General features: G+C 39.3%; 20 protein-coding genes and 2 pseudogenes. 16 read left to right on the top strand and 6 right to left on the bottom strand.

Going from position 1 to position 25,783, the window contains the following annotated elements; all coding sequences use genetic code 11:
• Positions 1-6 precede the first annotated feature (6 nt).
• From QFZ73_RS26100 to QFZ73_RS26070, 7 genes are read left to right on the top strand one after another with little or no spacing between them, the layout of a single operon-like run.
• The gene (locus QFZ73_RS26100) at positions 7-1,695 is read left to right on the top strand and encodes a thiamine pyrophosphate-binding protein (protein WP_307272350.1); all 1,689 of its coding nucleotides are present in this window, start codon (positions 7-9) and stop codon (positions 1,693-1,695) included.
• Positions 1,696-1,707: 12 nt separating this feature from the next.
• Positions 1,708-3,153, top strand: coding sequence for an aldehyde dehydrogenase family protein (locus QFZ73_RS26095; protein WP_251434560.1), 1,446 nt, complete (start codon positions 1,708-1,710; stop codon positions 3,151-3,153).
• Between the two features lie 16 nt (positions 3,154-3,169).
• A complete protein-coding gene (gene nadX, locus QFZ73_RS26090) occupies positions 3,170-3,955 on the top strand; it encodes an aspartate dehydrogenase (protein WP_307272349.1) in 786 nt (261 codons plus the stop codon).
• A gap of 39 nt (positions 3,956-3,994) precedes the next feature.
• Complete coding sequence (locus tag QFZ73_RS26085) at positions 3,995-5,296, top strand: aromatic ring-hydroxylating oxygenase subunit alpha (protein ID WP_251434553.1); 1,302 nt, start codon at positions 3,995-3,997, stop codon at positions 5,294-5,296.
• A gap of 23 nt (positions 5,297-5,319) precedes the next feature.
• Positions 5,320-5,829 (top strand): aromatic-ring-hydroxylating dioxygenase subunit beta, encoded by a 510-nt coding sequence (locus QFZ73_RS26080; RefSeq protein ID WP_063233598.1) that lies wholly within the window; start codon positions 5,320-5,322, stop codon positions 5,827-5,829.
• A 46-nt stretch (positions 5,830-5,875) separates the two neighbouring features.
• Positions 5,876-6,664 carry an SDR family NAD(P)-dependent oxidoreductase gene (locus QFZ73_RS26075; RefSeq protein WP_307272347.1) on the top strand — a complete coding sequence of 263 codons (789 nt, stop codon included), beginning with the start codon at positions 5,876-5,878 and terminating at the stop codon, positions 6,662-6,664.
• Between the two features lie 40 nt (positions 6,665-6,704).
• On the top strand, positions 6,705-7,664 hold the full coding sequence (locus QFZ73_RS26070; RefSeq protein WP_307272345.1) for a VOC family protein: 960 nt from the start codon (positions 6,705-6,707) through the stop codon (positions 7,662-7,664).
• Positions 7,665-8,017: 353 nt separating this feature from the next.
• Here the strand turns inward: QFZ73_RS26070 and QFZ73_RS26065 are convergent, their stop codons facing one another.
• On the bottom strand, positions 8,018-8,509 hold the full coding sequence (locus QFZ73_RS26065; protein ID WP_307273086.1) for a GntR family transcriptional regulator: 492 nt from the start codon (positions 8,507-8,509) through the stop codon (positions 8,018-8,020).
• 518 nt (positions 8,510-9,027) lie between these two features.
• On the opposite strand from QFZ73_RS26065, the gene cuyA reads away from it, so the two are divergent.
• On the top strand, positions 9,028-10,020 hold the full coding sequence (gene cuyA, locus QFZ73_RS26060; RefSeq protein WP_307272343.1) for a D-cysteate sulfo-lyase: 993 nt from the start codon (positions 9,028-9,030) through the stop codon (positions 10,018-10,020).
• A 317-nt stretch (positions 10,021-10,337) separates the two neighbouring features.
• Here cuyA and QFZ73_RS26055 read toward each other — a convergent pair.
• The 5 genes and pseudogenes from QFZ73_RS26055 to QFZ73_RS26035 all read right to left on the bottom strand — a co-directional run bounded on the left by QFZ73_RS26055 (position 10,338) and on the right by QFZ73_RS26035 (position 17,837).
• Positions 10,338-11,967: pseudogene (locus QFZ73_RS26055) on the bottom strand (amidohydrolase).
• A 43-nt stretch (positions 11,968-12,010) separates the two neighbouring features.
• Complete coding sequence (locus QFZ73_RS26050; protein WP_307272341.1) at positions 12,011-13,354, bottom strand: APC family permease; 1,344 nt, start codon at positions 13,352-13,354, stop codon at positions 12,011-12,013.
• A 98-nt stretch (positions 13,355-13,452) separates the two neighbouring features.
• A pseudogene (locus QFZ73_RS26045) lies at positions 13,453-15,063 on the bottom strand (amidohydrolase).
• Positions 15,064-15,096: 33 nt separating this feature from the next.
• Positions 15,097-16,443 (bottom strand): APC family permease, encoded by a 1,347-nt coding sequence (locus QFZ73_RS26040; RefSeq protein ID WP_307272339.1) that lies wholly within the window; start codon positions 16,441-16,443, stop codon positions 15,097-15,099.
• A gap of 533 nt (positions 16,444-16,976) precedes the next feature.
• Positions 16,977-17,837 carry a MerR family transcriptional regulator gene (locus QFZ73_RS26035; RefSeq protein WP_307272337.1) on the bottom strand — a complete coding sequence of 287 codons (861 nt, stop codon included), beginning with the start codon at positions 17,835-17,837 and terminating at the stop codon, positions 16,977-16,979.
• Positions 17,838-18,575: 738 nt separating this feature from the next.
• Here QFZ73_RS26035 and QFZ73_RS26030 point away from each other — a divergent pair.
• From QFZ73_RS26030 to QFZ73_RS25995, 8 genes are all read left to right on the top strand, one after another.
• Positions 18,576-19,079 (top strand): DinB family protein, encoded by a 504-nt coding sequence (locus QFZ73_RS26030; protein ID WP_307272335.1) that lies wholly within the window; start codon positions 18,576-18,578, stop codon positions 19,077-19,079.
• A gap of 589 nt (positions 19,080-19,668) precedes the next feature.
• Entirely contained in the window at positions 19,669-20,319 is a 651-nt protein-coding gene (gene sigH, locus QFZ73_RS26025) for an RNA polymerase sporulation sigma factor SigH (protein WP_307272333.1), read from the top strand.
• A 799-nt stretch (positions 20,320-21,118) separates the two neighbouring features.
• Positions 21,119-22,090, top strand: coding sequence for a sugar-binding transcriptional regulator (locus QFZ73_RS26020; protein ID WP_307272330.1), 972 nt, complete (start codon positions 21,119-21,121; stop codon positions 22,088-22,090).
• A gap of 79 nt (positions 22,091-22,169) precedes the next feature.
• On the top strand, positions 22,170-22,598 hold the full coding sequence (locus QFZ73_RS26015; protein ID WP_307272328.1) for a transcriptional regulator GutM: 429 nt from the start codon (positions 22,170-22,172) through the stop codon (positions 22,596-22,598).
• 21 nt (positions 22,599-22,619) lie between these two features.
• Complete coding sequence (gene srlA, locus QFZ73_RS26010; protein ID WP_307272325.1) at positions 22,620-23,165, top strand: PTS glucitol/sorbitol transporter subunit IIC; 546 nt, start codon at positions 22,620-22,622, stop codon at positions 23,163-23,165.
• 13 nt (positions 23,166-23,178) lie between these two features.
• Positions 23,179-24,204, top strand: a complete 1,026-nt coding sequence (gene srlE, locus QFZ73_RS26005; protein ID WP_307272323.1) for a PTS glucitol/sorbitol transporter subunit IIB — start codon at positions 23,179-23,181, stop codon at positions 24,202-24,204.
• A gap of 56 nt (positions 24,205-24,260) precedes the next feature.
• Positions 24,261-24,626 (top strand): PTS glucitol/sorbitol transporter subunit IIA, encoded by a 366-nt coding sequence (locus QFZ73_RS26000; protein WP_307272321.1) that lies wholly within the window; start codon positions 24,261-24,263, stop codon positions 24,624-24,626.
• A gap of 182 nt (positions 24,627-24,808) precedes the next feature.
• Positions 24,809-25,609 (top strand): SDR family oxidoreductase, encoded by an 801-nt coding sequence (locus QFZ73_RS25995; RefSeq protein WP_307272319.1) that lies wholly within the window; start codon positions 24,809-24,811, stop codon positions 25,607-25,609.
• Positions 25,610-25,783 lie beyond the last annotated feature (174 nt).

Here is a 25,783-nt window from a genome sequence, read left to right as displayed (position 1 = left end):
AACGCGATGAAAATACATGAAGAAATAGAGTTTACGACCGCCGATTCCATCGTAAAGGAGCTGGTTCAAGCAGGAGTGGAAGCTGCTTTCGGGATTGTCAGTATTCACAATATGCCCATCTATGATGCAATTCTTAGAGAAGGTAGCATCAAACTCATTTGTTCACGCGGTGAGAGCGGTGCCGTCAATATGGCTGATGGATATGCCCGCGCCACTGGGAAATTGGGTGTAGTGATTACCAGTACCGGAACAGGGGCAGGAAATGCTGCTGGTTCACTAGTGGAAGCTTGGGCAGCTGGTGTCCCCCTTCTTCATCTTACCGGTGAGGTGGCTTCTTCTTACCTTGGTACAGGCAAAGGATACATACATGAGTGTAAAGACCAGCTTTCAATGATGAGCGGAGCGTGTAAAAATGCAATGAGGCTTAGAAACCCTGAGCAATCTGCAGCAGTAGTAAGGAAGGCGATTCAAGAAGCTTTAACTGCACCAACGGGTCCGGTTACATTGGAAATTCCCATTGACTATCAATCGGCGATCATAGAAGATCTTTCACTCGAAGGGCTAAGAGCTTCAACATCTGAAACAAATCCATTGCCATTTATTCCTGTACAAGCCGTGCAAAAAATGATTGGCGCAAGCCGTCCTGTAATATGGGCCGGTGGTGGGGTCATCAGTGCCAATGCTTCTCATGAATTGCAAAAATTGGCGGAAATCCTTGGTGCAGCGGTTATAACCAGTCAGTCAGGAAAAGGTTCGATCCCAGAAAACCATGAACAATGCATAGGACATTTTGCAGCATATGAAACAACAAAAGAGTTTTTAAGAAATGCAGATTTATTGATTAGCGTAGGTGTAAGGTTTAGGGGGAATGAAACATCCAACTGGAAAGTGCCGGTGCCGGAAGAACATATAGCGATCGATGCGGATTGGCAGGCCATTAACCGGAACTATAAAGCCACAATAGGTTTGGTTGGCGATGCAAAAGATATGCTAGCTGCCATCATTCAAAAGCTCGAAGAACATTCAGTTCATGCGGAGCCTTCTTATTTACAAGAAGTTCTTTCGCTTAGAAATGAAGTGCGCGCCCAACTCAGGGAAACGCTTGGACCTTATGAGCAATTTGTAGATGGCATGAGGGAGATATTGCCGGACGATACCATTCTGGTTCGTGATGTAACCGTACAGGCAAACGTTTGGGGCAGCCGTTTATTTGAAATCTATGAACCAAGAACATCCATTCATGCATCAGGCGGCGGAATTGGTCAAGGTCTTCCAACAGCGATCGGTGCCCAAATGGGGTGTCAAGATAAAACCGTCGTGCTTATGGCTGGAGACGGTGGGTTTATGGTGAATGTCGGGGAAATGGTCACGGCAGCCGAAGAAAACTTACCAGTTATCATCGTTTTGTTCGATGACTCAGGCTATGGGGTCCTTCGTAATATTCAAACTGCCGCATATGGCCGGCAGGTAGCCGTGGATTTATTGAGTCCTGATTTTGTGAAACTGGCTGAGTCCATGCATTTTGATGCAGTCCGTATTGGTTCTGGAGATGAATTCATATCCGAGCTGAAGAAGGCAAAGGAAAGACATAAACCTTCAATGATCGTTGTTGATATGGAAGCTGTGGGGCCAATGGCCAAGCCATTTGGCGGACCGCCAGGAGCTGCAGAAGCATTCAAGCCCAAAAAACTATAAGGAGGATTGAAAATGATTTCGACTTACCCATTGGTTTCAGGAAAATACCTAGTTAATGGAGAATGGATTGAATCGACGGAAAAAGTCGATGTAGTAAATCCGGCAAATACATCGGAAGTAGTTGGACAGGTGGCAAAATGCTCTGAAGAAATTGTGAATGACGCGATTGAAGCGGCAGAAAATGCTTTTGAAACGTGGTCTCGCTCTGACATCGAGGAACGGGCTAACCGGATGAACACTGCGGCAGAAGAACTTTCAAAAATAATCGAGGAAAATGTTACAGTGTTTGTACGTGAAAATGGCAAAACACTTGTTGAAGCTAAAAAGGATTTACTGCGCTGCGTTGAAGTCATGAAGGGCTGTGCAGCAGAGTTACTTGATTGGTGGAAGCCTGAAGTGCTCCCAGGAAATCAAAAAGTCCAAATCCGAAGAAGGGCAAGAGGTATCACGGCAATTATCACACCGTGGAATTCTCCGATGATATTAACATTTAAGAGGGTCATACCTGCTGTTTTGGCAGGCAATGCCGTTGTCGTAAAACCTGCAACGAACTGTCCTTTAACGATAATGACCTGTCTAAAAGTAGTTGCTGAACATTTTCCTCCTGGAGTCATCAATATAGTCTCAGGTTCAGGAAAAGCAATCGGCGACACGCTATGTTCCGATTCACGTGTACGGACATTGGCGTTTGTCGGAAGTACGGAAACCGGAAAAGATATCATGCAGAAATCAGCTGGAAATCTGCAAAAAGTATATATGGAACTTGGCGGCAATGATCCTGCCATCATTTTGGAAGATGCCAATATGGATGAAGCGGCTATCAAACGTTTGAGGATGGGGATTTTACGAGCAGCGGGTCAGGTCTGTTCTGCTGTAAAACGGGTGTACGTCCAAGAATCACGTTTTGATGAGGTTGTGGAAAAGCTTACCAAAGAGTTTAGCCGGATGGTAATTGGCGATGGCATTCAGCCTGATGTTACTATGGGTCCATTGAATAATAAAGCACAATTTGACTTTGTGAATGGCTTGATCGAACGTACCGCTAAGTCAGGAGGAAATATAATCACGACCGGCATTCAGCTGAATCCGGAAACTTGGGATGAAGGTTATTATATGCTTCCTTCCATTATTACTGGCGTCGATCAGCAGAGCGAATTGGTTCGGGTAGAACAATTCGGACCCATCATTCCAATTTTACCTTTCAATGATATTGATGAAGCTGTAAAATTAGCGAATGATAGTCAGTTTGCCCTGCGTGCATCTGTTTGGACCGAGAATGAAGATATCGCTGTCAAAATGGCAGATCGCCTTGAAGCTGGTGCGGTTTTCCATAATAATCATACCGTTTTCAGCGACTTGGCTCTGGATTTCCCTGGCTTAAAAGAAAGTGGTGTTTCCCGGGAAACAAGACATTGCGGGCTGGAATTCTTTGCGGACTCATACGGGTTTGCTGATTGAGGAAGGATGAAACTACATGAAGTTAGGTTTAATCGGATGCGGTAATATCGGGAAATTTCTGCTTCAGGCAATTAATAACGACGGGCTTCTTCCAGGTGGGAAAATCGTTGCGATTTATGCCCGCCGTGAAGAAGTCGCGGCACAACTAGCTGAAGAATTCAGGACTCAGCCATATTGTGATGTCGACGAACTACTTAAATCCGATGTAGATTTAGTCATAGAGGCTGCAACGATTGAAGCAGCTGAAGAATATGCATTGAAAGTGCTTAAAAGCGGGAAGGATCTCTTGTTAAGCAGCATAGGCGTGATGGCGAATTCTGCCTTTGAAGAACATTCAAACCGGATTTGCAAAATGAATAACGTGAATATTCTCCTTCCGTCTGGTGCGATTGGAGGTCTAGATGTACTTAAATCGGCAAAAGCGGTGAATGGCCTTGACTCTGTTTGCATCACCACAAGAAAACCGCCTAACGCTTTGCCAGCAGGTTCTTCAGTGACAGAAGAAACGGTATTATTTGAAGGATCTGCTGCAGAAGCGATCAAACAGTTTCCGAGAAACATTAATGTGGCGATTGTACTGTCCATGGCTGGTCTTGGATCTGAAAAGACGAAAGTGAAAATCATTGCCGATCCAAAAGTGTTAAAAAACATTCACCTGATAGAAGCGTCAGGTTCGTTCGGGAAACTAAAACTGGAAGTGGAAAATGATCCGATGCCAAATAATCCGAAAACGAGTTATCTAGCGGCATTAAGTGTTTTGGCTACTCTGCAAAATAAGGAAAGGAGCGTTCAAATCGGGTAAACCCAATTATGATGTAAAGTTTGGAAGGAGAGAAAAAGTATGCTTGAAACTGAAAAATCCTTAGAAGAAATGTCTAAACAGCAAGTTGTTAACCATTTGAACGAAACGGTTAAACCAGAGGAAGGCGTTATACCTGCATACCTCCTTGGAGACCCAAAGGTTTATGATATTGAACATGAAAAAGTGTTTTTGAAAACATGGGTTTTTATCGGTCATGAATCTGAGGTACCCAACAAAGGAGACTTCATGACCCGTGAACTAGCTGGCTACTCGCTCATCATTACTCGTGATGGTGAAGGGGAAATCAGGGCGTTTTATAATATGTGCACCCATCGCGGAATGAAACTATGCCGTGCAGATAAAGGGAACAAGTCATTATTTACGTGTCCCTACCATGGATTTAATTTTAAAAACACTGGTGAGCTCGTTGGGGTCCCATTACAAAAGGATATATATGGGGGCAACCTTGACCGGTCGGAAATGGGCCTTCACAAAGTGAAGCTTGAGTCCTATAAAGGTCTTTTATTTGGAACTTGGAATGAAGATGCAGAGCCGCTTGAAGAGTTTCTTGGAGACATTAAATGGTATTTGGATATACTCGTGGGACGTGCAGAAATGGAAGTCATCGGGGTCCCGCAAAGATTCGTTGTTAATTCCAACTGGAAAGTTGGTTCCGATAACTTTGTCGGTGATTCCTATCACACGATGGTCACACACGGATCCATTGCAAAACTGGGCATGGTGCCCAATGCTACCTATTCAAAGCGTGGTTTTCAAATCCATACGGAAAACGGGCATGGACTAAACTTAGGGACACCTAACCCTGACTTCGCTTTCCCGGAAGAATTGAAAGATGAATTTAAAAATAATTTGTCTGAAGAACAATATGAAGTGTTATCAAACTTAAAGAATATGATTGGGAATGTTTTCCCCAACTTATCATTTTTAATATCCCATACAAAAATCAAAGACCAATTCATCTCCAACACTTCAATTAGAATGTGGCGGCCAATCGGTCACAATAAAATGGAAGTGATCGCTTGGATGCTCGTGGAAAAGAACGCCTCCCAAGATTGGAAAGATAGATCAAGAGATTCATTTATCTTGACATTTAGCCCATCCGGTATTTTCGAACAGGATGATACGGAAGTATTTACGGATATTACTGAAACAGCCCAAGGCCCAATGCCTTTCCTAAAGAATCTGACCTACAATTATACAATGGGTCTTCATCGTGAACCAGTTGATTTTATAGGACCTGGTGTGGCTTACGATGATAAATTCACTGAAGCGAGCCAGCGGAATTTTTACAAGTACTGGCTGGAATTAATGACGAAATGATAAGCGGGAGGGGGAACGCGGAAATGAATGTGGAGAAAATGTTGCTCAAATGTGAATTTGAACAGTGGTTGTATGATGAAGCTCAATTACTGGATGATATTGAATTTGATGATTGGTTCGATTTGATGCACCCGAGCTTGCGTTACCAAATGCCTGTACGTGTTAATAAAGAAGGGGTGGAACGCCCGGATTATTCAACGGACATGTTTACATTTAATGATGATATTGAGCTGCTGAGATTGCGCGTGGATCGTTTGAAAACGGATTATGCTTGGGCGGAAATACCGCCATCAAGAACACGGCGTTTTGTCTCCAATGTACGCGTTAAAGACTATGTTGAAGGTGAAAAGGCTGTCGTTAAGAGCTATTTGCTTATCTATCGAAGCCGCAGCACGGATATTCAACATGATTTGATTTCGGGGGAACGAAATGATGAATTCATTTTCGAAGAAGGTAAATGGAAGCTTTCCAAACGGATATTCATTGTTGATCAATCAACGATAAATACCAGAAATCTTGCTATCTTCGTATAATATTGACTTGGATAAATAAAATGAGATAACAAGGAGGCTGGTTTCAATGGCAATGGCGTTAAAGGATAAAGTAGTGTTGATTACCGGAGGCAATTCAGGTATCGGAGAGGCTGTCACAAGACGTTTTATACAAGAAGGGGCAAAAGTCAGCATTATCGGCCGCTCGATAGAAACGCTAAAGAAAATGAAAGAGGAATTTGGTGAAGGGATTCTCATTAACCAGGGCGATGTAAGCAAATATGAAGACAATGATAGGGCTGTCCAGGCCACTGTCAAGCAATTTGGAAAGCTGGATGTTTTCGTTGCCAATGCAGGAGTCTTTGATGGATTTGCTAAATTTGCCGACGTAACTCCCGATGCACTTTCCGAAGCATATGATTTTCTGATCGATATTAACGTTAAAGGATCTTTCTTCGGTGCTAAAGCCGCTCTTGAAGAATTGCAAAAATCGAATGGCAATATTATTTTCACCGTATCCGGTGCTAGTTTTTATCCGGATGGCGGCGGGGTGTGGTACACAGCAAGCAAGCATGCCCAAATAGGGTTGATGCGCCAACTTGCCTTTGAACTTGCTCCTAACATTAGGGTGAATGCTGTAGCGCCCGGTGGCACTCTGACAGCATTATCGGTCATTCCTCCCCTACGTCCATTCGTTAAAATAGTGGATAATGAAACGAAGGCAAATAGCATTAAAAAAAGAAACCCTCTTCAGCTTGCACAGATGCCCGAAGATCATGTAGCTGCATATGTCCTGTTAGCATCGGACGCGGCGCGTGCAATTACCGGCGAAGTCATCTCCAGTGATGGAGGATTGTCAGTTCGCGGACTGGGTTGAGTTCATAACAAAATAAACTATGGGAAGAAGGTTTATAAGTATGGCTGAATCGCTATTGGGAAATAGGAATATAAATCAACTCGCATTTGTTGTAAAAGATATTGAAGCCGCTAATCTTGCTTTCACAAGACTGCTAGGCATTAAGAAGGCAGAACCATTCCTAACTGGTGACAATTCTGTTTCGAAAGTCACTTTTAGAGGTGTACCAACGGAATCGCAATCCAAACTGGCTTTTCTGAATACACCAACTGTCCAATTTGAACTAATAGAACCCGATAAAAATCCAGGAACGATGCGTGAGTTCCTGGATGAAGTAGGTGAAGGGATCCACCATATAGCTTTTGATGTAGACTCTATCCAAAAGAGGCTGCCAATCATGGAGAAAAGTGGATACCCGGCTTTGCAAACGGGTGAATTCACTTCAAGTGACGGCCGGTATGTATATGTGGATACACTAGATGATCACAAAATGTTAGTTGAACTGCTTGAAAGTGCAGAGCCAAGAAAAACGGAATGGGACAGACCAGAAGATGCAAGCGTTCAGCCGCTATTAGGGACTAACAAAGTGGAACAGCTTGCGTTAGTAGTAAAAGACCTGGATGCGGTTGCAGATGCATATTGTAAGTTGTTGGGTATTGAAAAACCTCCAATCATACATTCTGGTTCAACCGAAATCACAAACGTGATTTACAAAGGGAAGCCCACCGAAGGAAAATCAAAATATATGTTCATCGATACTCCGTTAATTCAAATTGAATTGATCGAGCCGGGCGAATCACTCAGTACGTGGAAAGATCATCTTGAAACCTATGGTGAGGGTGTTCACCATATCTCTTTTGTCGTTAAAGACATGGAGGCTAAAGTGAAGATGTTAGAAGAAATGGGCTATCCGGTCATACAGACGGGTAACTTTTTTAACGGAAAAGGGCGATATGCCTATATGGATACAACATCGACCTATAAAGTGATTATTGAATTGCTAGAACGTTTTGATGAGTAAAATGTGTATCAATTGATCATCAAGAAGTGTTCCTGCAATTATGTGAGCATTTTACACTTACATAATTAGGGATTATTAAGCCCTGCAATGATTAAATCGGAAACCTAGCCATTTTCCCACCTAAACAGCTAATTAAAGTGATTACCGTACTAAGCATATACAAGGCAATGGGCAGGAAGGGGACTTCAACCATGGCCTTGAACGGTTGGAATAATAGTGAAATATTTATTGACGAATGATTCAGAATATTAATATTATTAAAAAGCACAAATAGGCACCTTTTATGTTAATTGGATTCGGATACACGTTTTATCTTTATTGCTTTTCTGCATCTTTGTCACGAATGGCATGGATTACCTGTAAGTGCTCGTTGTTTCGTTCCTCATACCAAGATTTATCAACCATTGTAACATCTTCATTACGGGCCGATAAAAAGGAAATTCGAAAAGAAAGCCATAATGAATCCGTAGTCTTTTGGAGAAAGGTATTTCTCGATAGGAATATAATAAGCGGTGAAACTCAATATTTGCACGACTTGCGGCTATACGGTCATTATTATTTATGGCATGTTGCAGTTTATCCGTTGCCCATTCCAGTTTTTTTAATTCCTCTTCCGTAATTCCTTCACAAGCTTTTTGTAAAGAATAGTTTTCGAGCATTTTCCTGATTTCCAATTCTTGCTGCAAAAGTTCAATATCCACATTGGATATGACCATCCCTATACCAGGCTTCACCTGAAGCAAATTTTCCTGTTCCAATTTCCTCAAAGCTTCACGAACCGGTGTACGGCTACAATTGAATTGTTGGGCGATATCATCTTCCGTTAAACGGTCTCCGGCAAAAATATCCCTTCAAAGATCGCATTTTTAATAACAAAAAATATAGCTTCCCTTAAGGGCTTAGAAGAATGTTCTATTTGTTCTGTAATATATTGATAGTGATTTGTTTCCATGGTGCTCCTTTCCAAAATCCAATTATATACATGTATATTTATTTTATCTTAAAAAACGATTGAAGTCATTCTCTGCTTCAGACTTTTGATTGTTTATATACTTTAATGGTGCGAGTCCGCTTATGTTTCGGCAGAACTAATGATTTAACTTCATATAAAAAAGTAGTTTATATAATCTATGAAACAATTATAACCAAAGATGCTTACAAGGTTATTGGCAAGGTAAAAAATTCAGGGAAGCCCCAAACATTCAGGGAAGCCCCAAACATCCTGAAACTGGGGAACTGCCTGATAATATTGGGGAAAACAAGGGCGTAGGCGTTTGTATTTTTTATTTTCTAATGTAACGAGAACGTCAGATTGATATTTTTTTCTATAAGTTACAACAGAGGATACATGAGGAGTTTTAAAATGAATTTAGCACAGTTTCCCAGGAAGCGATATACACCAACATATACACCCATTGAGAGATTAGATCATTTTTCTGAAGTACTTGGGGGCCCATCCATTTATGTTAAACGAGATGATATGCTTGGTCTGACGGCTGGGGGAAATAAAACAAGAAAGCTGGAATTCCTTGTTGCCGATGCGTTGGAAATAGGCGCGGATACGTTGATTACATGTGGAGGCATTCAATCAAATCATTGCCGCTTGACACTAGCTGCTGCCGTAAAAGAGAAAATGAAATGCATCCTTGTTTTGGAAGAGGGACTTTCAAAAAAATCAGAACCGGATTTTAACGGTAACTATCTCTACCATTTATTGGGCGCTGACCAAATTATTGTTGTACCTAATGGATCGGACTTAATGCAAGAAATGCAGAAAGTGGCTAAAGAGGTGACAGAGAAAGGACATCGACCTTATATCATACCTGTTGGGGGATCCAATATCATTGGTGCAACGGGATATGTTGCATGCGCTCAGGAGATTTTAGCACAGTCCTTTGAACAAGGGATTGATTTGAAAGCAGTTATTTGTGTAAGCGGCAGTGGGGGAATGAATGCTGGTTTGGTGGCAGGATTCCATGGAAATCAAAGTGGAATATCAGTAATTGGCATAAATGTAAGCAGAGGAAAAGCTGAACGAGAAGAGAAAGTTTTTCAGCTTGTTAGAGAAACTTTAACACACATCGGCATACAAAATTCATTTCCTCGTGAGGATGTTACGTGTTTGGATGAGTATGTCGGACCGGCTTATGCTTTGCCTACACCTGAAATGGTGGAAGCAGTCAAGCTAATGGCAAGAACAGAAGGGATTTTGCTGGATCCGGTATATACGGGTAAAGCGGCAGCGGGACTCATTGATTTAATCCAAAAAGGCACCTTTAAGCCGGAGGGTAACATCCTATTTGTTCACTCTGGTGGTGCTTCATCGTTATATGCCAATACTTCGCTCTTTAATTGACATGTCATTATATAATAAATTCTAATGTTAAAGTGGAGAAAAGCTGGCTCATTTGCATAGCTCAAATGCCAAGACAACAGAAGCAGTGAGGGTAATCTAAATGATTCATTCTATACATAATATGCAGGTTGCCTAAATTCCACTTTTTTAATAAAGTAGAAATGGTTATTAAGCGAAAAACCTATTTATCGAATTATAATCCAAACAAGCGTTCATGTATGTAGCCGGTTCCGAAATATGCTAACGTATTGGTAGCGGAAAAGCTTATTGCCCATGTACAAAGGAGGATTCTACAGTTGTAGAATCCTCCTTTAATGTTACTTTTCGATTAAAGACGTCGTATGATCAAAAACAACTTTACCATCAACGATCGTTAGCCTTACCTTTGTATTGGGGATTTCTTCTACTGGTATTTCAAAGAGATTTCGTTCTAATACTATGATATCTGCAAGTTTTCCTACTTCTAGTGTACCTAATTCCTCATCTCTAAATGTACCGTAAGCGGATCCGGCTGTATAAGCTTTCAATGCTTCGGCAAGTGTGATGCGCTCATGTGGATGCCATACCGTTTTTCCGCTGCTGTCGATTCGCGTTACTGCACGATAGATTTGTAGAAGCGGATTAAGGATATCAATTGGGAAGTCCGTTCCAAATGCCAAATTCGCTCCGGCTTTTTGCAATGTATTAATCGAGAAAACATGCTTTTCGCGTTCAGTACCAATTCGCTCGGTGTAAACTCCTCTTTCTGACATCGCAAAGTGATCCGGCTGCATTGAAGCAGTGACGCCTAGCTCTTTGAAACGATGAACATCATCCGGGTGGATCACTTCAATATGTTCAACAGAATGACGCGAATCTCGTTTGCCGTTTGTCTTTTGGGCTTCTTCATAGGCATCTAAAGCAAGGCGAATCGCTCCGTCGCCAATGGCATGAAACCGAATGCTAAAGCCTTCTTTATCTGCATCAACTACCCATTTTTTGATCGTTTCAGGAGGGAGCGATGATTCACCGCGTGTTTTCGGTTGATCAGCATAAGGTTCAAGTAAATAAGCGGTTCGGGCGGTAATGACGCCATCGATAAATTGTTTAAGTCCTGAAACACGAAGTTTATCCGATTGATACGTACCTCGTAATTGTTTGGCACGTTCAAGATTGCCATTTAAAGCTGGCCATAAATGAATGGGCCGTTAATTCTCCATTGTCTTCAAATTCTTTGAAAACATCATAATCATTAAGCATTTCCAATGCTTCTATTGCGAATAAGTCGTGGACGGATGTTACTCCTAAACTAGCCGCATGAGCGAGGAAATTCGTGAAAAGTACCCGCTTTTGTTCTTTTGTAAAATCATAGGCATGGAGGATAACTGCGTCCATTGCTTTTTCGTATAAAAGACCATTAGGTTCTCCAGTTTCGTCTTTTCCAATAATTCCATACGAAGGGTTTTCCGTATGAAGGGTAATATTAGCGATTTCAAGTGCTTTTGAATTTACCCATGCGTAATGACCTTCGGCGTGAAACATGAGCACCGGACGATCGGGGAGAATACGATCCAATGAATGCCGATTCGGTAATTGCTGTGTATCCCAATATCCTGCATCCCATGAAGAGCCGATTATCCATGGATCTTCCGGGCGTGATTCGGCAAATTCACGAATCATTTCTAGCGCTTCTTCTTCTGAACGGGCTGAGAATAAATTGGCACTATTCATCGAAACAGCCCCATCCATCATGTGAAGGTGGAAATCATGAAAACCCGGTATAATTAATTGGTCATTAAATTGATAGATTTTCGTATTCTCGCCTGAATAAGATTTAACCTCCTCCCCAGAACCAATCGAAATGATTTTGTTGTCCTTAATCGCAATTGACGCGGGCTCCGGTTGATCATAAAGACCTGTAAATACAGCATTACTTGAAATAATTACATCAGCTAGTTGTTGATTCATCATCAATCATTCCTTTCAATCCTATAGAGTAGCTTCCTTATTATTAAGCTTGTTCAATGGCAAGCTCAGGAGGGGGTTGTCTAAACATTTTCGTAAGATTTAGAAGGTACACAAATCCGATCCCAAACCAAGTTCCCCCTAGTATTAGCGAATAGATGTCTAACTTTATCCAAAAGAAACCTGTAAGAGAAGCACCAATTAACGGAATAATAAGGTACTTGATTGTTCCCATTAAGGAACGCTGTTTTTTTCGGAAATAATAGTGAGCGATAACCGAAAGATTAACGAAAGTAAAAGCGAATAATGCTCCAAAATTTATAAGAGATACGGCAGTCGTAAGACTTAAGAATAGAGCGCTTAAAGCTACGCTTCCTATAATTAATAAGTTGAAGACGGGTGTACGATATTTAGGAGAAAGATATCCAAATATTTTGGCAGGAAGTACATGTTCACGTCCCATCGCATATAAAATGCGTGAAGCACTTGTTCCTGACGCAATAGCTGATGAAAAACTTGACATGATTCCTTCAGCAAGCATATAACTTATCAAAAAGTTCCCCCCGATATACATTGCAATTTCCATATAGGCAGATTCCGGGGCTTTAAATGATTGGTAGTCTGGCCAGGCAAGCTGTAAAAAATAAGAACCGATAAAATAATATAATCCACCAATGATTGTTACAAGATAAATAGCCCTAGGTATAGATTTTCGAGGGTTTTTCGTTTCTTCAGAAAGAGTGGTTACTGCATCAAATCCTAAAAAGGAAAAGCATAAAATAGGGATCATGGACATGAAGCCCGGCATATTTATATTTGAATCAATAAACGGAAGGATCGAAAAAAGCGTTCCAGCTCCTTGACCATTTAAAAGACCCTTTATTGAAAAAATGGTGAACAACGCAAGTGTTCCGAATTGCAAGAATAGAAGCCCCATATTAAGCTTAGCCGCTATCTTAATACCAAGAATATTAATAATCGTAACCGTGACGATAAAGAGAATAATCCAAATGTACATAGGAATCAAAGGGAAATAGGCCTTCATTGCAATTCCTAACAATAGAGCACTAATCATTGGACTGAACATATAATCAAGTATGATTGTCCAACCTACGAGAAAACCAATGTGAGGACTTAGGGATTTTTGCGTAAACGTATAGGCAGCACCCGCATTTGGAAAGGCTTTTACCATTTGAGCATAGCTGTAGGCTGTAAATAACATTACGATCAAGGCAACGATATAAGCAGTAGTGATCATCCCGTTCGTGCTATGAACAGCTACTCCATAAGTTGAAAACAAAGTAGTTGGAGCCATAAAGGCCAAACCAAAAAACACAACATATTTTAATGGAAGTGAACGTTTAAGACTTGGTGAGTTTGAATTATTCATATATCAGTCCCCCTTATTAAATGGCTACATCGATATAAAGTAAACATTAGATGATAAAGATGCTCCTTGTGGTAGGCCTCTTAATTTAAAGCCGTTTATTAATGCCCCAGAATATCATAAACTACTTTTCCATCCACGATCGTTAACAGTCCCTTTATATCTGGTATTTCTTCCACGGGTACTTCAAAGAGATTTCGCTCCAAGACTACAATATCTGCAAGCTTGCCTACTTCCAATGTCCCCAATTCCTGCTCTCTAAATGTACCGTAGGCTGGTCCACTTGTATAAGCTTTCAATGCTTCGGCTAGTGTGATGCACTCATGTGGATGCCATACCGTTTTTCCGCTGTTGTCGATTCTCGTTACCGCACGATAGACTTGTATAAGCGGATTAAGGATATCAATTGGGAAGTCCGTTCCAAAAGCCAGTTTCGCGCCGGATTTTTGCAAAGTATTAATCGAGAAGACATACTTTTCCCGTTCAGCACCAATTTGTTCGGTGTAAACACCTCTTTCAGACATCGCTAAGTGATCTGGCTGCATCGAGGCCGTAACACCCAGCTCATTAAAACGATGAATATCATCTGGATGAATCACTTCAATGTGTTCGACGGAATGTCGTGAATCTCGTTTACCATTTGCCTTTTGCGCTTCCTCATAGGCATCTAAAGCAAGACGAATCGCTCCATCTCCAATCGCATGAAAACGAATGCTGAAGCCCTCTTTATCTGCATCAACGACCCATTTTTTGATCGTTTCAGGAGGGAAAGACGTCTCACCACGTGTTTCTGGTTGATCCGCATAAGGCTCGAGTAAATAAGCTGTGCGAGCGGTAATGACGCCATCGATGAATTGTTTCAGTCCTGACACACGGAGTTTATCTGATTGATAGTTCTCTCGCAATTGTTTGGAGCGCTCAAGATCGCCATTTAAAGCAGGCCATAAATGAATACGCGTTGTTAATTTACCCTTTTCTTCAAATTCTTTGAAAACATCAAGAGATTCTATTGTTTTTAAACCATGTAAGTCATGGACAGAAGTTACCCCTAAGCTTGATGCGTGTTCCAAGAAATTAGAGAAGATTTCATTCTTATGTGCATTTGAAAAATTAAATGCATGACGGATAACAGCATCCATTGCTTTTTCATATAAAATACCATTGGCTTCACCATTTTCATCTCTACCAATAATGCCATAAGAAGGATTTTCCGTATTAAGAGTAATATTTGCAATCTCCAATGCTTTCGTATTCACCCATGCATAATGGCCTTCAGCGTGAAACATGAGCGCTGGACGGTCAGGAAGAATACGATCCAATGAATGGCGAGTCGGTAATTGCTGTGTATCCCAATAACCTGCATCCCATGTAAATCCGATTACCCATTGATTTTCCGGTTTTGACTCAGCGAATTCGTGAATCATATCTAGCGCTTCATTTTCTGAACGAGCTGCGAACAGGTTGACACTGTTGAGGGCTACGGCACCTTGCATAATATGAAGATGGAAATCATGGAATCCCGGCATTATTAATTAGTCTTTAAACTGATAGATTTTCGTGTGCTCACCTGCGTAGTGTTTAATCTTTTCCTCAGAACCAATCGCAACAATTTTGTTATCCTTTATCGCAATGGAAGCGGGTTCAGGTTGGTCGGAAAGACCTGTAAATACAGTATTACCTGAAATAATTACATCAGCTAGTTGTTGACTCATCATCAATCATTCCCTTCTTTAATAGCTCTATTATTAAGCTTCTTCAAAGGCAAGCTCAGGAGGCGGTTGTCTAAACATTTTTGTTAAGTTTAATAGATAAATAAACCCGATAAGAAGCCAAGTTCCACCTAGTATTAGTGAATGTTCATCTAGTTTAATAAAAAACAATCCAATTAGTGCTGCACCAGTAAGCGGGATAATCAAATATTGAATCGTTCCTTTAAAAGACCTCTGTTTCTTTTGGAAAAAATAGTAAGAAACAACCGAAAAAAGATTCACAAAGAAAAAGGCAAATAACGCTCCAAAACTAATAAGCGATACGGCTGTCGTTAGATTTAAGAAAAGAGCACTCAATGCAACGACACCAATGAGTAAAATATTGAACACTGGTGTCCGGTATTTTGGGGATAGATAGCCGAAGATTTTTTTCGGCAATACATTTTCCCTTCCCATCGCATATAAAATACGAGAGGCGCTAGTTCCCGATGCAACGGCTGATGCAGTGGTGGATGTTAGCCCTACTGCTACAAAGAAGCTCACAAAAATGTTTCCGCCGATATACATCGCGATCTCTAAATAGGCGGATTCAGGGTTATTGAAAGAATGAAACTCCGGAAAAATTAGTTGTGCAAAATAAGAAGCTGTGATAAATAAAAATCCGCCAATCATCGTGATGAAATAAATCGCTTTTGGCAACGTTCTCGTAGGATTCTTCGTCTCTTCTGACAATGTAGTTACTGCATCAAAGCCTAAAAAGCTAAAACATAGAATAGGGATAACAGATAGAAGAGTAGGTACGCTAATTTCAGAATCATAAAAGGGAACGGTTGAAAATAATGTCCCTGTTCCTTTTCCTGCAAGAAGCCCTTTAATGGACAAAATAAAAAATAGTACAAACAATAAAAATTGCAAGAAAAGCATATACATATTAAGTTTCGCTGCTAGTTTAATGCCAAGGATGTTGACAGTAGTAATAATCAGAATAAATAAAATGATCCAAACAAACATCGGAATGGATGGAAAATAAGCTTTCAGTGAAATTCCTACGATTAGGGCGCTGATCATCGGGCTTAATATATAATCAATGATGATCGTCCAACCAACGATAAACCCAATATGTGGACTTATTGATTTTTGCGTAAACGTATACGCTGCCCCCGCGTTCGGAAACGCTTTCACTAATTGAACATAGCTATAAGCTGTAAATAACATGACAACTAAAGCAATGGCATAAGCCGTTGGCATCATCCCGTTGGTGCCGTGTACAGCAACTCCATATGTTGAGAAGAACGTTTTTGGAGCCATGAAAGCCAATCCGAAAAAGACGACATACTTCAAAGTAAGAGTACGTTTTAGTGTGGGGGAATTCGTATTTTCCATTAATCAATCCTCCTTGTGATTTTATGACTAACGATTGGTAGTTAAAATTCATTAATGCGCACTTGGTGAATAACTGAACCATTCTGAATATTCAATTTTGGAATCCCGTATATATTCATGTAATGGAAAAGTTATGATTTTTGTTTTTAAGGATAACCAACATAAAAAGTATCGACTTGTGAACGGAAACAGTTTCAGCTATGACTGGGTGCAGTTAAGCGTTTTCATAATTCCTCTTTAGTGCCTGTCCTCTAATTGGCCGCATAGAGGAATTGGTAATGAAGAGTATGAAAATGCTGGGAACAACATTGTAATGGCCTTGTCTTTTTTTGATTTTAAACTTTTTAATAAATGGCATCACTCCTTAGATCATAATGATGTTTTTAAATAATGCCTTGCTGTTTCCATTTAGGAAAGCATCACTCCATTCAGTATGTATAAATCCATTATAAAGTCTCGTCTAACACCAGAGTAAACAGTTACCATACAAAAAAACAGCCCTGAAATGATAATACTCGAGGCTGTTTACCAGTTTACTTTTTATCTTGAATCGGAATTTGTATTTCATAATAAGCTTCATCATATTGATCAGTCAGTGAAACGTCAACCTGCATAATTCGAAAGGCGTCACCGATAATAACATAGCCATGAGTATCGCAATAATGGAGTAGCTTCTTTAGCTGGGTTAGCATTTTCTCCCTTGTGAGTCCTCCATAGTAGGAACATAAAAATAGCCCTTTTTCAATTTTTTTGGTTGGTTGCTCTGACTCTTCATCCTGAACAAGAATGAATAATTGAGATTGATAGTCACTTAGGTTACCGGAAAAGTCAGATGATTGACGAATTTTATCAAAGTACTCTTTCTTGATAAAATCTCCAAATTTATTGCTGGCCAATGCAGGAATGATTCCACCAATCCTATTTTCGAGCTCCAAGAATCCCATATAAAGATTTTCTGTATCCCCCCAACTTACCGATCTGGCTAGTTGGATGTATTCCCGTTCTTCAAATTGTTTTATCACAATATCCGAATTCCTATAACTGTTTGTGAAATGTTCAATATTGTATAATCGGGTCATCAAAATATTATGGATATCTTGCAATTTCTTAATTTCTTCCTGTATATTGGCCATTGATTTTTGAAGTGATTGAACAGACTTTTTGACATTGCGATTCGTAAGAAATTGCTTGATTTCCCCTAAGGAAAACCCGATTCTTCTTAATTCTTTTATCGTTCCGAGAACTTCATACTGGGAAATGGAGTAATAACGATAGCCAGTTTCGGGGTCAATATGATAAGGCTTTAGTAATCCAATTTTATCGTAATGACGCAATGTATCTACCGTTACGCTTCGCAACTTCGCCATTTCTCCTATACTCAGCATATTTTGCATGGCTTTTTCTCCTAACCAACACTGAATTTATATATATTAATAACATGATTACCACTTATTATAAAGTAGTGATTCTTGTTGTGTATAGCTAGTAGCAGGATAATTCGTAGAGCATTGCGCTTCCAGGTTTAAGTCGGATACTGGACGGAAAGTTTGCGCAATTTTAGGGACATGGAACTTCCATTTCAACAGTTTTTCCTGCTCTAAGCTATGAAAATGGCTTTTTTTCAAACTATCATTAACACATGTTAGTCGAAATCCATATCTCATGATTAAAATAAGATGGTGGTTAGCTATATGTAAAGTGTATTCCTAACCGACTATTTCGGGTCAAGACTGTATTCTCTCTTCTTACAGTGCTGAATAGGAAACTCCTGCTGAACATGATCGAAACAGTATGTAAAAGAAGTAACTTAATGGACAAATACTATGACGAAAACATTATCCGGGCATGTTGTTTAATGATACTTCCAGGAGGCACAGGACAAAGTAAAAAGCAAATGAAATTTCTGAATGGTTTGCCAATTGGACAAAAGTGTTTTAACAACAATTTATATATAAAGTCAATGACGGTCATGAAGACTAAAAGTTTAGTTTCAAAATCAACAAGGTTATAAAGGAAATTATTTATTTCAACTAGTTGCATTGCAAGTATAATAAGGAATTTGTAATGAGGGAACATATGTTTTATAATGGTTTTTGAGTAAGTGATTGTCTAACGAAATAGGGGAGGTATTTATGTATATTACAATTTCAGATTTTATTAAAGAATGGAATAAGGAAGCCATACTGACTCAAAATGTTTTGGATAGTTTGACTGATGATTCATTAGAACAACAGGTTTATCCTGAAGGTCGCACTTTAGGAAGAATTGCTTGGCATTTCACCACGACCATTCCAGATTATCTAGCTCATTTCGGGTTAAAGATAGACCGGATAGAAAGTTCGGAAAACGTTCCATCTTCAGCCCAGGAAATTGCTATCACTTTTAAAAATGTAAGTTCTCACGCAGCCGAAATTATTGAACATCAATGGACTGACGAATCCCTAGAGCAAATACAAGAAGCGTTTGGAAGACTGGAAACAAATGCTTCCATCCTTATGGGGCTAATCAAGCATATTGTTCATCATCGCGGACAAGTTACGGTTCTGATGCGTCAAGCAGGAATAAAACCTTCTGGAGTTTATGGACCGCCAAAAGAAGATTGGATTCATTTAGGTGTGGAAAATCCACCACTTTAATACGATGCTATTTTAAATGAAGTTGAAGAAAAGACGGGCGCTAAGTTTAATTAATATATCCCGATCTCTCAATTTTATCACTGAGTTTATAGTATGTTGAAGCATCCTTTGCAGGGTGCCTTTTTATTTTGCCAAAGAAGGTGTTCAAATGTAAAAGTAAAAGATGCGATAGATCAACAAGCCTTATACGATGACCGTTTATTCCGTCTTTTCTTTTGTTAGGCTATGTTAAACCATTAGTGCAGAACAGTTCTTTATTATTTATAATTATCCCTATTATTCAGCCGCCATATCCCTGACCCCCACCATAATGGCCATCCCCACCGGCACAACTAATTCCGTCAATGATTAGGAGTTAAACAAAACGACTATAAAGACGAAATCTTCACCAAATCAATTAAAGCTGACTGAAAGTGTATAGTTATAGAGCAGGACATATAAATATCAGTATTTTGTAGAAAAATGTCGTTATTTGCGAATATCATTATTGTCATTTCTGAGATATTATAATATTGAATGTACTTTAACACATTGAAGTGATAATGCAACCTTTATGTCGGGACTCAACATAGTGAGTGGGGGAAAATAAATGAGTGTAATCATCGAGAAGAAACTAGTGGAAAACTATACTCATATGGAAGATGTAATGTTGGTAGGAAAAATCCATAATGGTGATGTAGACGCACTGGACTTTTTAATCAAAAAATACAGATGTGTCGTGCAATCAAATGCTTTGAAGTATTTTTTAACGGGTGGAGATAAGGAAGATGTATTTCAGGAAGGGATGATTGGACTATATAAGGCCATTCGAGACTACAAGAATTGCAAAAAGTCGTCTTTCAGATCATTTGCGGAACTGTGCATTACAAGGCAAATCATAACCGCTGTTAAAGCGGCTATTTGCCAAAAGCATTCTCCCTTAAATAATTATGTTTCATTGTATACGCCTATCTATCAAGGGGAATCGGAACAGGCCCTAATTGATCTAATCCCTGAACTGAGACAAAATGACCCAGTCACGATCTTAATAAAATCAGAAGAAATTTGCGATATTGAGCTTGTTTTAACGGAAGTCCTTAGTGAGTTGGAAAGTAGTGTTGTGGACTTGTACCTGCAAGGAAAAACTTATATTGAAATATCAAAGGAACTGAATGTTCAAAAAAAGACGATCGATAATGCCCTTCAGCGGGTAAAAAGGAAGTTGGAGAGGTACTTCGAGTCCAGGAGGTTGGAAGAATAATAACTATAATCATTAAACATAAAGAATCTATTCAATTCTGAATGGGTTCTTTTATTTTACTTTCATAATTTAGTCTGCTTAAATTTTCAAATGTATCCTTATCAATTCATCAACAATAAATTTTATTCAAGAAAAAGGAGCGATTCTTGATAAGATTCGCTACTTAATTTTCTGATAAGGGGAATAGAATATATCCGTCAGTATAGTAAGTAAAGTGTTTAATAACATTGATTTTCGAGATAGAGAGTCCTAGTTTAAAAAAGTAATACTTGGCTCACTATGGTTTGGAACTTACACCCTCCAAATGAGAAAATTTAGTTCATTGACTCAAACCCAGTCAAAAACATATAAAATTTAGAAGCAAAAATAAACAAAAGTCAAATTAAACCTTGTTGAATCGACAAAAAAACCATATTCAAAAGAAGGGGATTCATAAATTTCATCACTTTTTTCACGGTCCTGTCGAACAAGGTACACAACATTAACAGTGACTTCACCTCGATGGTTGGTATGAATTTGTATAAGTAAAAAAATAATGTGATATTATAAATAGATGCAAACAATAGACTGTCAGATTAATAGAAATGAAGCAGCTTAAATGGAGCTGCTTCATTTTTTTTGTGCTTTTTCGATGGTTAATAAGTCCACACTCTGCACAAATGACATAATATTTTTAAAATTTGCACAAGTGGTATTTTTTTGTTGACGTAGCTATTTTTGTAAGCGTATACTAAACTTAATGAAGCACAAATGATTATGTTTGCACAAATGTGCATATATAAAAAGGGTGAGGGACTAAATGGATAAAAGAGAAGAAAAAAGACTCTTGGTTAAAATTGCGCAAATGTATTATGAAGAAGATATGACTCAAGGTGCCATTTCAAAAGAATTAGGTATATACCGAACTTCCGTCAGCAGACTTTTAAAAAAAGCAAGGGAAGATGGAGTAGTTAAAATTACTGTTAGTAGCGATATTGATGGAGCTTTTGAATTGGAACGTCGAATGGAAAAGTTGTTTGGCTTAAAAGAAGTAATTATTCTTCCGGAAAAGAGAGAAAGTACACAACTGGATAAAAAGAAAGTGGTAGCAATAGCGGGGGCTGAATTACTAAAACGAATTATTAAAGACGGCGATGTCATAGGCTGTGCCTGGGGAAGCACAATGGCCAGTATGATCGGTGAATTTACCAACGCCGGAAAAAAAGACGCTCATTTTGTCCCTTTAGTAGGTGGCCCTGGACCAATGGATACGAAGCATCACGTCAATAGAATTGTTTATAATATTGCAGAAGATTTTGGAGGAACTTCTTATTTTATTGATGCTGCGGCAGTAGTAGAAAAAAAAGAGACAAAGGATGACATTGTTCAATCTCACTACTTCACTAAAATAACGGAGCTTTGGGACAACTTAACAATTGCAGTAGTAGGGATTGGGAATCCAAACCAATCATCTAATTTAGTCTGGGCTGGCTTTTGTGGCAATAGAGAAATTGAAGATTTAAATCGACAAGGTGCCATAGGTGATATCTGCTCACGATTTTATGATATAGATGGAAACCTGATTCAATCTGACTTATCCGATCGAACAATAGCCATCGAGTTGGAAAAACTAAAAAATATTCCATACTCAATCGGTATTGCAGAGTCTGTTGAAAAAGCTCCTTCTATTATTGGCGGATTAAGAGGAGGTTACATTAACACTTTGATCACCACTGAGGAAACGGCAAATGCCATCATTGAAATTATAGAAAAAGGAACTGCCTTATCTTAGGAAGTATAGATTAATTTTAACCAAGTCATCTGATTGTAAACGGAAAAGATGTAGGATTCAGTTCATATGAAAAGAGGATATGAAAATGCTATGGTATGTCATTATATTAATTGGTTTTTCTTGGATCCTTCAAAGCATTTTTGGATTTTTGCAAATTAAGCATTTCAATAAAAAGTATGCAGAGATGAGAAAGCTTGGAAGGGTCGCGATTGGGAAAAAAACGGGACATATTAAATCAGGCACTGTTGTAATGTTTGCAATTGACCGAAAAAACAACATTTTGAAAGCCACCAAAATGCAGGGAGTAACCGTACTTTCAAGAGTACGGAACTTAAATGGATTTGAGGGGAAAAATCTCTTACACCTCGGTGAAGAAGATTTTTATAAAGTAAATAAGTTAACAAGGTTAGCTATTGAGGATGCACTGAACAGCTATCATATTATTTCTAAAGGGGGTGAATTGAAGGTTAAGAAAGGCTGGATTGATTTACTCTTATCAAAAAAATAGGAATTATATGAGGTGAATTGAATGGATTGGCTTACAAATGCAGCAGATGGCTTTATGAATTTATTTAGAGCAGGTGCCGAAACTTTTGTCGATTTAGTAACAGGTATTGTTCCACTTCTTATCATGCTTTTAGTTGCAATGAATGCCCTTATACGCTTGGTTGGAGAAGAAAGAGTGGAACGGATCGCGAAGAAATCTAGTAAGAACCCACTTACAAGATATTTTGTTCTACCTGTAATTGGAACGTTCGCTTTGGCAAATCCAATGACATTGTCACTTGGGAAATTTTTGCCGGAAAAATACAAACCGAGTTATTATGCTGCTGCTTCTTATTCCTGCCACACGCATAACGGACTTTTTCCACACGTTAATCCAGGAGAGTTGTTCGTATTCTTGGGAATTGCTGCAGGAATTACAACACTGGGATTTGAAACAACAGAACTAGCCCTTCGTTACTTCTTGGTGGGCATTTTCACAAACTTTTTAAGAGGCTGGGTAACAGATTTAACAACCTATTATGTATCTAAACAGCAAGGGGTTAATTTGAAGGAAACAGTGGATCTCTAAGGAGGGGAAAGCGATGACTCAAACGGTTACGAAGTACAACTCAATTATCGTCAATGCAGGGCAAGGCGGATTTGGTGGGCCGTTAATGATTTCACCGACAGAAGAAAAAAATAAAGTGGTTTATGTAACGGGCGGAACAAGACCGGATATTGCAGACACCATTGCAGAATTAACAGGCTGTGAATTAGTCGACGGTTTTAAAACGAGTGTACCTGAGAATGAAATGGCGTGTGTCATTATTGATTGTGGTGGAACGCTCCGATGTGGCTTATACCCCAAAAAAAGAATCATGACGATCAATATCATGCCTACTGGACAAAGTGGCCCGTTAGCAATGCACATTACCGAGGACATTTACGTCTCTGGAGTAAAGCCTCAAAACATTGAATTGTATGAAGGTGCTGCAACACCTCCAACATCCAATGTGAACAATGCTAACGGACAAGTTGAGAAACCAATTTCTAAACCTAAGTATAGCGCAGATAAAAAAATTAGTGAACAAAGAAAGCCTAAAGGTGTCATCGCACGCATTGGGATGGCGATGGGTTCCATCGTCAATGTCTTTTATCAGGCTGGCCGTGACACGATAGATACTGTCATTAAAACCATTTTACCGTTTATGGCTTTTGTCGCCATGTTAATCGGGGTGATTAAAGCATCTGGTATTGGCGATGTGTTCGCACAATATTTATCACCATTTGCAGGATCTTTGCCGGGCTTGCTCTTAATCTCTTTAATATGCTCATTCCCATTATTATCACCGTTCTTGGGACCGGGAGCTGTTATTTCACAGGTCATTGGGACATTAATTGGAGTGGAAATCGGGAAAGGAAATATCCCTCCGCACCTTGCATTGCCAGCTCTTTTCGCGATTAACTCACAGGCTGCAGCTGATTTTGTTCCAGTTGGGCTAGGTTTAGCTGAGGCAGAAGTGGAAACCATTGAAGTCGGAGTTCCTTCCGTATTGTACGGACGTTTTTTAACTGGGGCACCAACGGTTTTTATTGCTTGGCTCGCTAGCTTCGGTTTGTATGAATAATTACTAGAATAGATTCTGATAGATTATTTAAAGCAAAGAATTGGAGGAGTTTCTTAATGCAGACAGTTTATCAAACTCAAATTAACCAACTTGGTCCATCTGTCTCTGATTTTCTTGGAGAAAAAATGTTCATTCTATTCGGAGCTGATGCTCCGAGTGAATTAGCGGATTATTGCTTATTAATTGATGTAAATGAAATTAATGGTGATATCGAAAAGGGCGACATTCTCGTCTTAGGCAATCATCAATATACCATTACCTCTGTAGGTGACGTGGTGAAAAAGAATTTAGGTTCACTTGGACATATCACGTTAAAATTCAATGGTTCTGAAACGGCAGAATTACCAGGCACTTTACATCTTGAAGAAAGAGATATTCAAATGCCGTCAGCAGGAACAACTCTTCAAATCTTGAAAAAATAAGCTTGTCAAAGGTTTATATAGAATAATTGAATGCAAGAAGAGGGATGTTTCCTCGAAAGAGCTAAACCTTCCCTGAAAATTGCATAAGTACGAGTTAACACAGCTAAACAATTTAGAGTTTGTTACTTATTTTTAAATTCACCTATGATCCTTGGCTCTATCTATAATAAGGAGGAAAAAGAATGAATGAATCATGGCATCAATTAGAAAATAAAGTGGCAATTGTTACGGGTGGTGCTTCTGGAATTGGCTCAAAAATTACAGCACATTTAGTAAAGAACGGTACAAAGGTGATTGTTTCCGATCTAAATGTAAATACTGGCGAACAAACTGATGGAACTTATCATATCCAATGCGACGTTACCAATAAAAAAAGCGTTGAAAATATGGTCACCAAAGCCACAGAGTTATATGGAACTGTAGATATCTTAGTTAATAATGCGGGTGTAAACTTACCACGTTTACTCGTTGATTTCCGTGGTGAAAAGCCAGAGTATGAGTTAAGTGAAAAGGATTTTGATTTCATGGTTGCCGTCAATCAAAAAGGACCTTACCTTTGTGCTCAGGCAGTTGCGAGAGTAATGGTGAAAAATAAAAAAGGCGTTATCATTAATATTTCTTCTGAGGCAGGTATGGAAGGATCTTCTGGACAAAGTGTTTATTCGGCAACAAAAGGTGCTGTCAATGGCTTTACCCGTTCTTGGGCAAAAGAACTAGGGAAATTCAACATCCGCGTAGTTGGTGTTGCGCCAGGGATTAATGAGCAAACAGGTTTAACAACAGATGCTTATAATGAAGCATTGGCATACACACGTGGAGTGACAGTAGAGGGCCTAGGGTCAGATTACAGCAAAACGATACCACTTGGACGACCTGGTAAATTGGATGAAATTGGTGAATTGGTCACTTATCTAGCTTCAGACCGTTCTAGCTATATCACAGGTACAACCGTTAATATTTCAGGTGGAAAATCCCGCGGATAAATAATGGCATCAACCATAAGTCCTTATTCATATTATGAATAAATCCCAGTATGCTGGGTGGTTTTAAAATTCAACATAGAAGCGTTGTATGTTCTATCATTTAACTTTAAAGTAAGTCTTAAATCAACAAACAGGTGCTTTAATTCGTTAACAGGGTTGCTGCGGCAGCCTTTT

This window comes from Peribacillus sp. V2I11 (assembly GCF_030817135.1).
In the GTDB taxonomy this organism is placed as follows: domain Bacteria; phylum Bacillota; class Bacilli; order Bacillales; family DSM-1321; genus Peribacillus; species Peribacillus simplex.
The sequence above is the reverse complement of the archived record's forward strand: the minus strand, read 5'-3'. Positions and strand labels throughout refer to the sequence as shown.